This window comes from Variovorax sp. P4_B11, from assembly GCF_056402355.1.
Genome location: NZ_JBFUHO010000010.1, coordinates 115,497 through 131,039 on the forward strand (window position 1 = coordinate 115,497; position 15,543 = coordinate 131,039).

The following is a 15,543-nucleotide window of genomic DNA, read 5'->3' on the forward strand; positions in this document are numbered from 1 at the left end:
CGGGCTGCGTGAACGAACTAGATTTCAATTTTCGAGCCGAGTTCGACGACGGCGTTGTTCGGCAGACCCAGGAAGTCCGCCGCCCCGCTCGCGTTGTGATGCATCTGCGCGAACAGCTTTTCGCGCCAGGGCGCCATGCCGCTGCCCAGCGTCGGGATCACGACGTCGCGCGACAGGAAGTAGCTGGTCGCCATCGGCTCGAGCTGGCAGCCGCGCAGGCGCGCATTCTCGAGCGCGCGCGGCAGGTCGATCTCGTTCTTGAAGCCGTAGTGCACCACCACCTGCCAGCAGTGGTGGCCCAGCGCCTCCATCTCGATGCGCTTGTCCATCGGGATCCACGGCACCTCGTGATTGCGCACCGTCACGAACAGGTTCTGGTCGTGCAGCACCTTGTTGTGCTTGAGGTTGTGCAGGAGCGCGTTGGGCACCACGCCGGGCTCGGCGGTCATGAAGACCGCCGTGCCGTCGACCCGCGCCGGCGGGCTCACGAAGACCGAGTCGAGGAAGCCGCGCAGGTCGATGGCTTCGGCCAGCTGAGTCTCGCCCATCAGCCGGCGCCCTTCCTTCCAGGTCAGCATCAGCATGAAGATCGAGCCGCCGATCACGAGCGGGAACCAGCCGCCGTCGAACAGCTTGAGCAGGTTCGAGGCGAAGAACAGGAAGTCGACCAAGAAGAAGGCGCCGGTGGCCGCGATGCACAGGACGAGCGGGTACTTCCAGGCGTAGCGGATCACGAAGAAGGTCAGCACCGTAGTGATCAGCATGTCGGTGGTCACCGCGATGCCGTAGGCCGCCGCCAGGTTGCTCGACGAGCGGAACATCACCACCGCCAGCACGATCGCCACGAACAGGCCCCAGTTGACGAAGGGGATGTAGATCTGGCCGGCGGTGCGCACGCTGGTGTGCTCGATGTTCATGCGCGGCAGGTAGCCGAGCTGGATCACCTGGCGGGTGACGCTGAAGGCGCCGGTGATGAGGGCCTGCGACGCGATCACCGTGGCCGCCGTGGCCAGAAACACCAGCGGCAGCAGCGCCCATTCGGGGGCCATCATGAAGAACGGGTTCTTCACGGCCAGCGGGTTCTCGAGCAGCAGCGCGCCCTGGCCGAAGTAGTTGAGCGTCAGCGCCGGCATCACGACCGAGAACCAGGCGATGCGGATCGGCTTCTTGCCGAAGTGCCCGAGGTCGGCGTAGAGCGCCTCGGCGCCGGTCACGCACAGCACGGTCGCGCCCAGGATGATGAAGCTGGTGACCGGGTTGTTCCACATGAAGCGCAGCGCGTAATGCGGGCTCATCGCCTTGAGGATCTCGGGATGGGTGAGGATCTGCGACACGCCGAGCACCGCGATGGCGAAGAACCAGGCCAGCGTGATCGGACCGAAGAAGCGGCCGATGCCCGCCGTGCCGCGCTTCTGGACCACGAACAGGCCGAACAGCACGACCAGCGTGATCGGGATCACGTAGTGCCGGAACTGCGGCGACACCACCTCCAGGCCCTCGACCGCCGACAGCACCGAGATCGCCGGCGTGATCACGCCGTCGCCATAGAACAGCGAAGTGCCGAAGATGCCGACCACCAGCAGCACCTGCCGCAGCCGGGGCTTGCCGGACACCGCCTGCGAGGCCAGCGCGAGCATCGCCACCAGGCCGCCTTCGCCCTCGTTGTCGGCGCGCAACACCAGCACGACGTACTTCAGCGAGACGATCACCGTCAAGGTCCAGAAGAACATCGACAGGATGCCGTAGACGTTGTCGGTGGTGAAGGGGACGTGGCCGTGGCCGAACACCTCCTTGACCGCATACAGGACGCTCGTGCCGATGTCGCCGTAGACGACACCGATGGCCGCGAGGATCAGCGCAGCGGAGGAGGATTTAGGGGCGGACACGGAATGGCTGCAAAGGGTCGCCGGCGTGCAGCACACCGCGGGGCGCTGGTACGGCCCGCTTCGGCCGCTGAATCGCCTTCCACCCTGTCGTTTGCGTTGTTATGGGGCCGCTATTTTGCCGTTGCCGCGCCGGTCCGCAAGCTGTAGTCCGAAATCATTCATAGACCTCTGCATCCGGGTCGGTGGCCTCGAGTTCGTAGCTGGCCGCCACCATCGCGAGCCGGCCGATCACGCCGTACATGTAGAAACGGTTGGGCGCGCTCGCACCGGGCTTGGCACCGGGTTGCGGTAAGTGCGCACTTTCCGAAAATGCCAATGGAACGAAGCTGGCACCCGGCAGGTTGAGGTTCTCGTCCGGCTTGCGCTCGGCATGCACCCGGTAGAAACCGCCGACGACATAGCGGTCCATCATGTAGACCACCGGCTCGGCGACGCCGTTGTGCACCCGCTCGTTGGTCAGCACGCCTTCCTGGACGATCAGGTCGCCGGGTTCCTGGCCCTCCCTGGAGGCGCCCGCCTTGCTGGCGCGCGGACGGCGAACCAGGGCCTCGATCTCCTTGGCGTCGCGCACCGTCATCACGCCCAGGCCGGCGGTGCCGTTGTCGGTCTTGACGACCACGAAGGGCTTCTCGTTGATTCCGTATTCCTTGTACTTGCGGCGGACCTTGGTCAGCAGCGCGTCGACGTGGCTGGTCAGCACGTCGATGCCCTGGCCGGTCGCGAAGCTGACGTCGGCGGCCTTGGCGTACATCGGGTTGATCAGCCAGGGGTCGATGCCCAGCAGCTTGCCGAAGCGCTTCGACACCTCTTCGTAGCTGTGGAAGTGGTTGCTCTTGCGGCGCACCGACCAGCCCGCGTGCAGCGGCGGCAGCAGGTACTGCTCGTGCAGGTCCTCGAGGATGCCCGGCGTGCCGGCCGACAGGTCGGTGTTGAGCAGGATGGTGCAGGGGTCGAAGTGCTTCAGCCCCAGGCGGCGCTTGCTGCGCACCACCGGCTCCAGGCAGACCGTGTCGCCGTTGGGCAGCTCGATCTTCTTCGGCGACTTGATCGCCGGGTCGATGGAGCCGACCCGCACGTTGAGCCCGGCCATGTGGAAGATGCGCACCAACTGCGCGACGTTCGCCAGGTAGAAGGTGTCGCGCGAATGGTTCTCGGGGATCACGAGCAGGTTGCGCGCCTCGGGGCAGATCTTCTCGATCGCGGCCTGGGCCGCCTGCACCGCCAGCGGCAGCATCTCCGGCGTCAGGTTGTTCCAGCCGCCCGGATAGAGGTTGGTGTCGACCGGCGCCAGCTTGAAGCCGGCGTTGCGGATGTCGACCGAGCTGTAGAACGGTGGCGTGTGCTCCATCCATTCGAGCCGGAACCAACGCTCGATGGCAGGGGTCGAGTCGAGCACGCGCTGCTCGAGTTCGTTGATCGGGCCGGTCAGGGCGGTGACGAGATGGGGGACCATGCGGCGGCCTTGTTGGATTTGTGCCTGAGCTAGAACGGGGATTGTAGATTTTGGGGCGGACGCCCTGAACACAAGCTCGCCCCCAGTAGTCGCCTCGAGTCGCTGCCAGAGGCAGCGGCTCTTCGAAGCCGTCCAAGCCTGCGCAGGCAGGCTTGGAGCCGCGGCTCCTCAGCCCCCTTCCGGGGGCAACACCAGCGGCCTGGCAAAGCCAGTTCCGCGGTGTTTCACCAACGGGCCTGGCTACGCCGGCCGGTCGTCTGAACTATGTCCGCACTTCGCCTTGTCCGAGGACCACGTATTTCAATGAGGTCAGCCCTTCGATGCCGACCGGGCCGCGCGCATGGAACTTGTCGGTGCTGATGCCGATTTCGGCACCGAGGCCGAACTCGAAGCCGTCGGCGAAGCGGGTGCTCGCATTGACCATCACGCTGGCCGAATCGACCTCGCGCAGGAAGCGCTGGGCGTTCATGTGGTCGCGCGTGACGATCGCATCCGTGTGGTGGCTCGAATAGTGGTTGATGTGCGCGATGGCCTCGTCCACGCCCTCCACCACCTTGATGCTGATGACCGCGGCCAGGTATTCCTCGGACCAGTCCGATTCGACCGCATCGACCACCTTGTCGGCCGGCAGGTGCGCGCCGTCCGCGCGCAGGATCTGCGCCGCCGCCGGATCGCAGCGCATCTCGACGCCCTTGGCGGCGAAGATGGCGCCGATCTCGGGCAGGAAGGTCTCGGCGATCGAGGAGGCCACGAGCAGGCCCTCGGCCGCGTTGCAGGGGCTGTACTTCTGGGTCTTGGCGTTGTCGACGATCTTCAGCGCCATGTCGAGCTCGGCCGTGTGGTCGACGTACACATGGCAGTTGCCGTCGAGGTGCTTGATGACCGGCACCCGCGCGTCACGGCTGATGCGCTCGATCAGGCCCTTGCCGCCGCGCGGGATGATGACGTCGACGAACTGCGGCATCGCGATCAGCTGGCCCACGGCCTCGCGGTCGGTGGTGGCGACCAGTTGCACGGCATCGACCGGCAGGCCGGCTTCCTCGAGCGACTCGGCGACCAGCCGGGCCAGCGCCTTGTTCGATTCGATCGCCTCGGAGCCGCCACGCAGGATCGCCGCGTTGCCACTCTTGATCGCCAGGCTCGCGGCCTCGATGGTCACGTTGGGGCGGCTCTCGTAGATCATGCCGAAGACGCCGATCGGCACCCGCATCTGGCCGACCCGGATGCCGCTGGGCTGCTGCCGCATGCCGATGACCTCGCCGATCACGTCGGACATCGCGGCCAGCTGTTCGCAGCCCTGCGCCACGGTCTCGATGACCTTCGGCGTCAGCTTGAGGCGGTCGACCATCGGCGCCGACAGGCCGGCGCCCTCGGCCCGCGACAGATCCTTCGCATTGGCCTCGGCCAGCGGCGCGCCGGCGGCGCGCAGCCGGCGCGCCAGCGCCTTCAGCGCCTTGTTCTTGGTGGCGGCGTCCGCCCGTGCCATCAGGGCCGAAGCGAGCTTGGCCTGCAGCCCGAGCGTCTGGACGTACTCGGAGACATTCAAGGTATTCATCCCCGGATTGTGCCGCGAGGTCCAAAGGCGGCGGGGAATGTAGCTCGCCCCCAGGTTGCCCGGCACTTCGTGTCCGGGCGCCCACCCCCTGCCGGGGGCGCAGTCAGCAGCCCGGCAAAGCCGGTTCCGCGACTGCCCACCAACGGGCGCGCTGCGCACAGCCGAAAAAAAGTACGGCGCCGTCTCTTTTGACGGCCGGCGCAGCCAGGCCCGTTGGTGAAACACCGCGGAACTGGCTTTGCCAGGCCGCTGGTGTTGCCCCCCTTGGGGGGAGGCGCCGCCAGGCGCTTCGGGGGGTCATCCCCTAGGTCCGCAGGCGCGGCACAGCATCAGCGCCAGCCGATGCAGGGCTTGCCAGCCGTTGGCCGGCCAGTCAGGCTGCTTGAGGCCCTTGACGATGCCGTCGACCACGTGGGCGGCGCGCAGCATTCGGGCCAATGCCCGGTCGTCGAGCCGCGGCAGCACGCGCTCGAAGGCGCGCTCGCGCGGGCCCCAGATGCGGTTCTCGCGCAGTGCCATCGGCAACGGCCGGCCGGCCGCCATCGCATCCTTCACGCGCTTCAGTGCCCGGATGTCCTCGGCCAGCGTGTAGTGCACCAGCACCTCGGCCTCGCCCTCGGCCTGCAGGCCATCGAGCATGCGCGACACGCGCTGGGGATTGCCGCCGAGCACCGCTTCCGACAGCTTGAAGACATCGTAGCGGGCGACGTTGTTGACCGCGCCCTCGACCTGTTCCCAGCCGAGTTCGCCCTCGGGGTGCAGCAGCGCGAGCTTCTGGATCTCCTGGTGCGCCGCCAGCAAATTCCCCTCGACCCGGTCGGCGAAGAACTGCAAGGTCCGCTGGCCTTCCTCGCCGGCCTTCACGCGCTGGCCCTGCAGCGCCAGGCGCTGGGCGATCCACTGCGGCAGCGCGGCACGCTCGACGGCATCGATCTGCAGGCTGATGCCATGGGTCTCGAGTGCAGCGAACCAAGCCGCGCTCCGGGTCGCCTTGTCGAGCCTTGGCAGCAGCACCAGCGTGAGCGTGCTGTCGTTGCCGGGCGCGGCCTCGGCGATCTGCTGCAGCGCGGCGCTGCCGTCCTTGCCGGGCTTGCCCGAGGGGATCCGGATCTCGACGATCTGCCGATCTGCGAACAGGCTCAGCGAGCCGCCGGCCGCCAGCACCGCGCTCCAGTCGAAATGGGCGCCGGCCACGGTGTACGAACTGCGCTCGGTGTAGCCCTGGGCACGTGCCGCGGCACGGATCGCATCGGCAGCTTCCTGCGCCAGCAGCGGCTCGTCGCCATGGATGACATAGAGCGGCGCCACCCGCTTCGCGAGGTGGGCGGCCAGTTGCAAAGGATTCAGCTGCATCAGCGCCTAGCCCAAAAACCGACAAGGCGCCGGCGTGCCGGCCGGCGCAGCCAGGCCCGTGGGTGAAACACCGCGGAACCGGCTTTGCCGGGCCGCTGGTGTTGCCCCCGGCAGGGGGTGGGCGCCCGGACACGCAGTGCCGGGCAACCTGGGGGCGAGCGTCATTTGATCGCTGCGAGCCGGCGCAGCACCTGCTGGGCGATGTCGTTCTGCATGTCGCGGTACAGAAGCTCGGCCTCGCCTTCCTTGGCGAGTGCGGCAGTCTCGTTGTAGGTGATGTCGCGCGACTGCTGAATCTCCGTCGGTCCGAGCAGCTCCTTGCCGCCCGGGCCGCGCACTTTGAAGCGCAGGGTCAGGATCAGCTGCAGTTCGCGCACCTGGCCGTCGGTCGTGGTCGACAGCACGACGTTGTTGCGGCTCTCGCCGAGGAGCTCCAGCACCGCCTCGGCCTTCTCGGCCTGGTCTGCGGGCAGCACCTCCACGGTTCCAGCAGCCTTGAGCTGCCGCCGCAGGTAGTTCGAGAACGGGGAAGTGCCCGTCACGGCGATGCTCTTGAAGGCAAAGGTCGGCGCCTTGCGCAATTCGAAGCCGCAGCCCGCCAGCGCCAGCGCAGCCGCGACCGCCAGAAAACCGCGCCGCGGCAGCGGCGAGCGTCCGATCGCCCGGCTCATAGCACCACGTTGACCAGCCGGCCCGGCACCACGATCACGCGCTTGGCGGCCGCGCCTGGGGCGTGCTGCACGAAGGCTTCGCAGGCCAGCGCGATCTTCTCGATCTCCGGCTTGCTGGCCGCGGCCGGCACGCGCAGCGAGCCGCGCAGCTTGCCGTTGATCTGCAGCATCAGCTCGATCTCGTCCTGCGCGAGCGCGCTGACATCGACCGTCGGCCAGGACGCATCGAGCAGGTCGCCCTGGTCCTTGTCGTAGCCGAGCTGCTGCCAGAGCTGATGCGCGATGTGCGGCGTCGCCGGGTAGAGGCAGCGCAGCAGGATGCCGAAGCCCTCGCGCACGGCGGCGCGATCGCCGGCGTCGGCCGCGGCCGGCTTGAAGCCCTCGAGGGCATTGAGCAGCTTCATCGCGCCCGACACCACCGTGTTGTATTGCATGCGCTGGTAGTCGTAGTCGATCTGGCGCAGCACCGTGTGGACTTCATGGCGCAGCGCCTTGGCGTTCTTGCCGAACACGGGCTGGCCGGCCGCAGCCGCGCCGGCCTCGGCCGCCGCCGCCGCATGCTGCGCGACGCCGAAGTTCCAGACCCGGCGCAGGAAGCGGTAGCTGCCCTCGACCGCGGCGTCGTTCCACTCCAGCGTCGCCTCCGGCGGCGCGGTGAACATGGTGTAGAGGCGCGCGGTGTCGGCGCCGTACTTCTCGATCAGGTCCTGCGGATCGACGCCGTTGCGCTCGGTCTTGCCCATCTTGCCGACGCCGCCGTACTCCACCCGCGTGCCGTCGGCCAGCGTGCCGCCCGTGATGCGTCCCTGGGCGTCGAGCACCGGCGTGACCTCGGCAGGCGGGAAGTACTCCTTGCCGCCCTTTTCGCCACGCCGGAAGAAGATGTGGTTCAGCACCATGCCCTGCGTCAGCAGCTTGCTGAAGGGCTCGTCGACCTTCACCAAGCCGAGGTCGCGCATCACCTTGGTCCAGAAGCGGGCGTAGAGCAGGTGCAGGATCGCGTGCTCGATGCCGCCGATGTACTGGTCCATCGGCATCCAGTACTTGGCGCCGTCGGCCACCATGGCGTCGTCGCTCTTCGGATCGCAGTAGCGCATGAAGTACCACGCACTGTCGACGAAGGTGTCCATCGTGTCGGTCTCGCGCCGCGCGGGCTTGCCGCAGACCGGGCAGACGACGCCGGCATGGAAGCCTTCGTGCTTGGCCAGCGGATTGCCCGAGCCGTCGGGCACGCAATCGGTCGGCAGGACGACCGGCAGGTCCTTCTCGGGCACCGGCACCGCGCCGTGCGCCTCGCAATGGATGATCGGGATCGGCGTGCCCCAGTAGCGCTGGCGGCTCACGCCCCAGTCGCGCAGGCGCCAGGTGGTCTGCGTCTCGCCCAGGCCCTTCTGGCCCAGCGCATGGGCCACCGCCTTGACCGCCTCCGGGTAGTGCATGCCGCTGAAGTTGTCGGAATTGATGGTCACGCCGCGCTGCTTGTCGCCGTACCAGTCCTGCCAGCGGTGGTAGTCGAAGTGCGGCTCGTCGTCGACCAGCACGACCTGGATGATCTCGATGCCGTACTTGTTGGCGAAGGCGAAGTCGCGCTCGTCGTGCGCCGGCACCCCCATCACGGCGCCGTCGCCGTAGTTGATCAGCACGTAGTTGCCGACCCAGACCGGGATCGGCTCCTCGGTGATCGGGTGGGTCACGGTGAGGCCGGTGGGGACGCCCTTCTTCTCCTGCGTGGCGAGCTCGGCCTCGGTGGTGCCGCCGCCCTTGCACTCGGCGATGAAGGCCGCGACCTTGGGGTTGGACTTCGCGGCATGGGCGGCCAGCGGATGCTCGGGCGCCACGGCGCAGAAGGTCACGCCCATGATGGTGTCGGCACGGGTCGTGAAGACGTACATGCGGCCGCCCTGGATCAGGTGGCCCTTGTCGTCCTTGATCTTGTGCGTGAAGGCGAAGCGCAGGCCTTCGCTCTTGCCGATCCAGTTCTCCTGCATCAGCCTGACGCGCTCGGGCCAGCCCGGCAGCTTGTGCTGGGTGTGCTCGAGCAGTTCCTCGGCGTAGTCGCTGATCTTGAGGTAGTAGCCCGGGATCTCGCGCCGCTCGACGGTGGCGCCGGTGCGCCAGCCCTTGCCGTCGATCACCTGCTCGTTGGCCAGAACGGTCTGGTCGACCGGGTCCCAGTTGACCACCTGGGTCTTGCGGTAGGCAATGCCCTTGGCGAGCATCTTCAGGAACAGCCACTGGTTCCACTTGTAGTAGCTCGGGTCGCAGGTGGCGATCTCGCGGCTCCAGTCGATCGCCAGGCCCATCGCCTGGAGCTGGCCCTTCATGTAGCCGATGTTCTCGTAGGTCCATTTCGCCGGTGGAACGCCGTTTTTAAGCGCGGCGTTCTCGGCCGGCAGGCCGAAGGCGTCCCAACCCATCGGCATCAGCACGTTGTATCCGCTCATGCGCAGGTAGCGCGTGAGCATGTCGTTGATCGTGTAGTTGCGCACGTGGCCCATGTGCAGCTTGCCGCTGGGGTAAGGCAGCATGGAGCAGGCGTAGTATTTCTTCTTGCGCGCGTCCTCGGTCACGCGGTAGGCATCGGCCGCGGTCCAGTGGGCCTGGGCGGCGGACTCGACATCGGCGGGTTTGTAGCTGGGGTTCATGGGCACTCTTGGCACTCGGCAACGACCCGGCGCCAGGCGGCCGGGAAGGCGAATTATCGCGGGTACGGCGATGGCCCAGTTCTCGCATGCCACAATGATTTGCATACCCGAGGGGCACGCATGGTCAACGACTGGTGGCGAGGCGCGGTGATCTACCAGATCTACCCGCGCAGCTTCATGGACAGCAACGGCGATGGCATCGGCGACCTGCCGGGGATCACGGGCACCCTGGACCACGTGGCCAGGCTGGGGGTGGACGCGATCTGGATCTCCCCCTTCTTCCGCTCGCCGATGAAGGATTTCGGCTACGACGTGTCCGACTACCGTGCGGTCGACCCGACCTTCGGCACCCTGCAGGACTTCGACGCCCTGCTGGCCCGGGCCCACGGGCTCGACCTGAAGATCATCATCGACCAGGTCCTGTCCCACACCTCCGACCAGCATGCGTGGTTCGCGGCCAGCCGCGCCGGCCGCGACAACCCGCAGGCCGACTGGTACGTCTGGGCCGACCCCCGCCCCGACGGCACGCCGCCCAACAATTGGCTGTCGGTATTCGGCGGTTCGGCCTGGCAATGGGATTCGCGCCGGCGCCAGTACTACCTGCACAGCTTCCTGGCCGAGCAGCCCGACCTGAATTTCCATTGCCCGGCAGTGCAGGAGGCGCTGCTCGGAGAGGTGAAGTTCTGGTGCGAGCGCGGGGTGGACGGCTTCCGCTTCGACGCCTGCAACCACCAATTCCACGATGCGCAATTGCGCGACAACCCGCCCGCGAACGGCGGCGAGGTCAGCACGGTGCGGGCCGACAACCCCTATGCGATGCAGCAGCACCTGTACGACAAGAGCCAGCCCGAGAACCTGCTGTTCCTCGAACGCTTGCGCCGGCTGCTCGACGGTTACGGCGCGGTCGCGCTGGGCGAGGTCGGCGACGAGGACGCGCCGCCCGTGATGGCCCGCTACACCGAACGCGACAAGCGGCTGCACCTGGCCTACAGCTTCAGCCTCCTGACCAGCGAGCACAGCGCGCGCCACCTGCAGACCCAGGTCGAGGCGCTGGACAGGGCCCTCGACAAGACCGACGGCTGGGGCTGCTGGGCGGTCTCCAACCACGATGTGCCGCGCGTGGCCAGCCGCTGGAACGCCGCCGGCTCGGTCGACACCCGGCGCGACCGGCTCTGGCTGGCGCTGCTGCTGTCGCTGCGGGGCAGTGCCAGCGTCTACCAGGGCGAGGAGCTCGGCCTGCCCGAGGCCGAGGTGCCGTTCGAGCTGTTGCAGGACCCGTACGGCCGCGCCTTCTGGCCCGAGTTCAAGGGCCGCGACGGCTGCCGCACGCCGATGCCGTGGCGGTCCGACCAGCCCCACGGCGGCTTCACCGACGGCCTGCCCTGGCTGCCGGTGCCGGAGGCCCACCTGGCGCTGGCCATCGACCAGCAGGCCGGCGACCCGCAGTCGATGCTGCACTACAGCCGGGCACTGCTGCATTGGCGCCGCACGCAGCCGTTGCTGCGCACCGGCCGCATGAAATTCCTCGAGGCGCCCGAGCCCTTGCTGTGGCTCGAACGGCGCGAGGGTGACAAGGCGCTGCAGGCGGTGTTCAATCTGTCAGACACGCCGGCGACGCTGCAGTTGGCGCAGGCCCTGCAGCCGCTGGCCGGATCACCGTTCGCCAGCGCCGAGCTCGATGGCCGCGCACTCGCGCTGCCGCCTTTCGGCGTTTTCATGGGAGAGCCCCTGCATGCTGCCTGACGCCGAAGTCCGTGCCTTGATGCGCGCCGAGCATGGCGACCCGTTCGCCGTGCTCGGTCCGCACCAGACGGACGAGGGCTTGTGGGTGCGCGCGCTGCTGCCCGGCGCCCAGTCCGTCGCGGTGCTGCACTCGGGCTCGGGCTGGCCGCTGGCCGAACTCGACCGCCAGGGCGACACCGATCTTTTCGCCGCCTTGGTGCCGGCCTCGCAGGCCCGGCTCGGCTATCGCTTCGAAGTCGACTGGGGCGCGCACAAGTCGGCGCTCGAGGACCCCTATCGCTTCCCGCCGGTGCTGGGCCAAACCGATGTCTGGCTGCTGGCCGAAGGCACGCACCTGCGGCCCTACGAACAGCTCGGCGCCCACCTGCGCGAAATCGGCGGCGTGCGCGGCGTCGCCTTCGCGGTCTGGGCGCCGAACGCGCGCCGGGTCTCGGTGGTCGGCGACTTCAATCAATGGGACGGCCGCCGCCACATGATGCGGCTGCGCCGCGAATGCGGTGTCTGGGAGATCTTCGCGCCCCACGTGGCGCCCGGCGACAGCTACGAATTCGAGATCCTGTCGGCGCAGGGCCAGGTGCTGCGCAAGGCCGATCCCTTCGGCTTCTCGGCCCGGCTGCGGCCCGACACCGCCTGCGTGGTGCAGCCCCTGCCGGCGCCGGTCCGTCTGCCGCCCGGACGCGCCGAAGCCAATGGCCGCGACGCCCCGGTCAGCATCTACGAGGTTCATCTCGGCTCCTGGCGGCGCAAGAACGGCCACGAATGGCTCGACTACCGCGAGCTGGCCGACACCCTGGTGCCTTACGCGCGCGACATGGGTTTCACCCACATCGAACTGCTGCCGGTCAGCGAACATCCCTTCGACGGCTCCTGGGGCTATCAGCCGATCGGCCTCTACGCGCCGACCTCGCGCTTCGGCACGCCGGGCGATTTCCGCCATTTCGTCGAGGCCGCGCATGCGGCCGGGCTCGGCGTGATCCTCGACTGGGTGCCGGCACACTTCCCGACCGACGCGCACGGCCTCGCGAACTTCGACGGCACCGCGCTCTACGAGTACGCCGACCCGCGCGAGGGCTTCCACAACGACTGGCAGACGCTGATCTTCAACTTCGCGCGGACCGAGGTACGCAACTACCTGGTCGGCAACGCGCTCTACTGGCTCGAGCGCTATGGCGTCGACGGCCTGCGGGTCGACGCGGTGGCTTCGATGCTCTACCGCGACTACAGCCGCAAGGCCGGCGAATGGGTGCCCAACGCGCTCGGCGGCCGCGAGAACCTGGAGGCGATCGAGTTCCTGCGCCGCATGAACCGCGTGGTCGGCGTCGAGCGGCCGGGCGCCGTGACCCTGGCCGAGGAGTCGACCAGCTTCCCCGGCGTCACGCGGCCGCCCGAGAACGGCGGCCTCGGCTTCCACTACAAGTGGAACATGGGCTGGATGAACGACACGCTGGCCTACGCCGGCATCAACCCGGTCTATCGCAAGCACCATCACCAGCGCATCACCTTCGGCCTGATGTACGCCTTCAGCGAGAACTTCGTGCTGCCGCTGTCGCACGACGAGGTGGTGCACGGCAAGGGCTCGATGATCGGCCGCATGCCCGGCGACAACTGGCAGAAGTTCGCCGGGTTGCGCAACCTCTATGGCTACCTGTGGGCCTACCCGGGCAAGAAGCTGCTGTTCATGGGCGGCGAATTCGCCCAGTTCGCGGAATGGAACGCGGACCACAGCCTCGACTGGCACCTGCTCGAACAGCCGGCGCACCAGGGCATTCGGCGGCTGGTGCGCGACCTCAACAACGTCTACCGCCACTTCCCGGCGCTGCACGAACTCGACTGCGAGACCGAGGGCTTCGAGTGGATCTGCCATGACGACGCGGACCATTCGGTGTTCTCCTTCGTGCGGCGAGCGCGCGACGGCCGCTTCGTGCTGGCGGTGTGCAATTTCACGCCGGTTCCGCGGATCGGCTATCGGCTGGGGGTGCCCGCGGAGGGCACCTACCGCGAACTCATCAACACCGACAACGCCGTGTACGGCGGCAGCGGCGTCGGCAACGGGCCGATCGCGAGCGAACCCGTGCCCTGGCATGGCCGGGCCCGGTCGATGGTGATCTCGGTGCCGCCCTTGGGAACCTTGATGTGGGTGCTCGCGTGAGGCCGGGGTGCCGCGCATGATCGACGGCACGCCCCTGCCCTTGGGCGCCACGCCGAGCCCCGAAGGCGTCAATTTCGCGCTCGCCGCGCCGAACGCCACGGCGGTCGAGCTGTGCCTGTTGGACAGCAGCGGCGCGCACGAACAGCAGCGCCTCAAGCTGAGCGCCTGCACCGACGGCGTCTGGCACACCCGCCTGCCGAGCGCCCGACCGGGCCTGGTCTACGGCTGGCGGGTCCATGGTCCGTGGGCGCCCCGCGAAGGCCTGCGCTTCAATCCCGCCAAGCTGCTGCTGGACCCCTACGCCCGCGAGATCGTGGGCCGCTACGGCGGCGAAGACCTGTTCCTGGGCCACGACCCTGCGCACCCGGAGCGGCGCGACACCCGGGACAACGCGGCGATCGCGCTCAAGGCCCGCGTCGCGGCGCCACTGCCCGCGGCACCGCCCGGGCACAGCCGCATCCCGGCCGGCGACCGCGTGCTCTACGAAGTCCACGTGCGTGGCCAGACCCGCCTGCATCCGGACGTTCCCGAGGGCTTGCGCGGCAGCTATGCCGGCCTCGCGGAGCCGGCGGTGCTCGACCATCTCGAGCGCCTCGGCGTCACCACGCTGAGCCTGATGCCGGTCCAGCAGCGCGCCGACGAGTCGCGCCTGCTCGCGCAGGGCCTCGGCAACTACTGGGGCTACAGCTCGATCGGCTGGTTCGCGCCCGAAGTGCGCTACTGGAGCGGCCGCCCCGGCAGCACGCCGGCGAGCGAGTTCCGCGCCCTGGCCGACGCAGTGCACGCGCGCGGCATGGAGCTGGTGATCGACGTGGTCTACAACCACAGCGCCGAGACCGACGCGCTGGGGCCGACGCTGAGCCTGCGCGGCATCGACAACGCGCTCTACTACCACCTGCGCCCCGACGACCGCGCGGCTTACCAGAACTGGACCGGCTGCGGCAATTGCCTGAACCTGGCCGAACCGCGCGTGCTGCAGCTGGTCATGGACAGCCTGCGCTACTGGGTCTGCGAACTCGGCGTCGACGGCTTCCGCTTCGACCTCGCGCCGGTGCTGGCACGCGGCGCCGACGGCCATTTCGACCCGCGCGCGCCCTTCCTCGCGGCGATCGCGCAGGACCCTGTGCTGTCGCGCACGCTGTTGATCGCCGAACCCTGGGACATCGGCCCGGGCGGCTACCGGCTGGGCGAGTTCCCGCCCGGCTGGCTCGAATGGAACGACCGCTTCCGCGATGCCCAGCGCGGCTTCTGGCTGCGGCGCTGCGAGGCCGTCGGCGAATTCGCGCATCGCTTCACGGCCTCGAGCGACGATTTCAAGCGCAACGGCCGCGCCCCGAGCGCCAGCGTCAACTTCATCACCGCGCACGACGGCTTCACCCTGCGCGACCTGCTGAGCTACAGCGAACGCCACAACCTTGCCAACGGCGAAGGCAACCGCGACGGCAGCAGCCACAACCTGAGCCGCAACTGCGGCGTCGAGGGCGACACCAACGACCCGCGGGTGCTGGCCGAGCGCCGACGCCTGCAGCGCGTGCTGCTGGCGGTGCTGCTGCTCTCCCAGGGCACGCCGATGCTGCTGGCCGGCGACGAGATCGGCCATACCCAGCGCGGCAACAACAACGCCTATTGCCAGGACAACACCACGACCTGGCTGGACTGGGCGCGCGCCGACGCCGGCATGGCCGCCTACATCGCGCGCCTGCTGGCGCTGCGCCGCGAGGCCGAACCCCTGCGCAGCACGCGATGGTGGCCGGCCGAGCCCGCAACGGGCGCGACCGCGCTGCGCTGGCTGGCGCCCGAAGGCCACGCCATGCGCAGCGAGGACTGGCAGCGCGGCGACCGTCATGCGCTGGCGATCCTGTTCGAGGCGCCGGCGCCGGCTCCGAGCTGGCTGCTGCTGCTGAACGCCGGCGGCGCCGACGTCGAATTCACCCTGCCGCCGGGACGCTGGACGCACCGGCTGGCCAGCGACCCGGCCGTCGACGCGGCGGCCGCCGAATCCTTCCACCCCACCCGGACACTGCCCCGCGGCAGCCTCTGGGTCGCAAGAACATGACACTTCGCGCACCGCGGTGCTAGGCTGGAATC

Annotated in this window: 9 protein-coding genes; 3 read left to right on the top strand and 6 right to left on the bottom strand. The window is 68.6% G+C overall.

The window, feature by feature from the left end; all coding sequences use genetic code 11:
• Positions 1 to 17: 17 nt before the first annotated feature.
• The 6 genes from AC1DYD_RS12570 to leuS form a co-directional block, all read right to left on the bottom strand.
• A complete protein-coding gene (locus AC1DYD_RS12570; protein WP_478173068.1) occupies positions 18 to 1,886 on the bottom strand; it encodes a potassium transporter Kup in 1,869 nt (622 codons plus the stop codon).
• Positions 1,887 to 2,040: 154 nt separating this feature from the next.
• Positions 2,041 to 3,339, bottom strand: coding sequence for a glutamate--cysteine ligase (gshA, locus tag AC1DYD_RS12575; protein ID WP_478173069.1), 1,299 nt, complete (start codon positions 3,337 to 3,339; stop codon positions 2,041 to 2,043).
• 262 nt (positions 3,340 to 3,601) lie between these two features.
• Positions 3,602 to 4,894, bottom strand: coding sequence for a glutamate-5-semialdehyde dehydrogenase (locus tag AC1DYD_RS12580; RefSeq protein WP_478173070.1), 1,293 nt, complete (start codon positions 4,892 to 4,894; stop codon positions 3,602 to 3,604).
• A gap of 297 nt (positions 4,895 to 5,191) precedes the next feature.
• Entirely contained in the window at positions 5,192 to 6,247 is a 1,056-nt protein-coding gene (gene holA, locus AC1DYD_RS12585; RefSeq protein WP_478173071.1) for a DNA polymerase III subunit delta, read from the bottom strand.
• A gap of 161 nt (positions 6,248 to 6,408) precedes the next feature.
• Positions 6,409 to 6,918, bottom strand: coding sequence for an LPS-assembly lipoprotein LptE (locus AC1DYD_RS12590; RefSeq protein WP_478173072.1), 510 nt, complete (start codon positions 6,916 to 6,918; stop codon positions 6,409 to 6,411).
• Complete coding sequence (gene leuS, locus AC1DYD_RS12595) at positions 6,915 to 9,563, bottom strand: leucine--tRNA ligase (protein WP_478173073.1); 2,649 nt, start codon at positions 9,561 to 9,563, stop codon at positions 6,915 to 6,917. The genes AC1DYD_RS12590 and leuS overlap by 4 nt, the downstream gene beginning before the upstream one ends.
• 120 nt (positions 9,564 to 9,683) lie before the next feature.
• Between leuS and AC1DYD_RS12600 the strand changes: the two genes are divergently transcribed.
• The 3 genes from AC1DYD_RS12600 to glgX are packed head-to-tail and all read left to right on the top strand — an operon-like array spanning position 9,684 to position 15,511.
• Positions 9,684 to 11,306, top strand: coding sequence for an alpha-glucosidase (locus AC1DYD_RS12600; protein WP_478173074.1), 1,623 nt, complete (start codon positions 9,684 to 9,686; stop codon positions 11,304 to 11,306).
• Entirely contained in the window at positions 11,296 to 13,455 is a 2,160-nt protein-coding gene (gene glgB, locus AC1DYD_RS12605) for a 1,4-alpha-glucan branching protein GlgB (RefSeq protein WP_478173075.1), read from the top strand. The genes AC1DYD_RS12600 and glgB overlap by 11 nt, the downstream gene beginning before the upstream one ends.
• A 16-nt stretch (positions 13,456 to 13,471) precedes the next feature.
• Positions 13,472 to 15,511: a glycogen debranching protein GlgX gene (gene glgX, locus AC1DYD_RS12610; RefSeq protein WP_478173076.1), complete on the top strand. Its 2,040-nt coding sequence runs from the start codon at positions 13,472 to 13,474 to the stop codon at positions 15,509 to 15,511.
• The last annotated feature ends 32 nt before the right edge of the window (positions 15,512 to 15,543 follow it).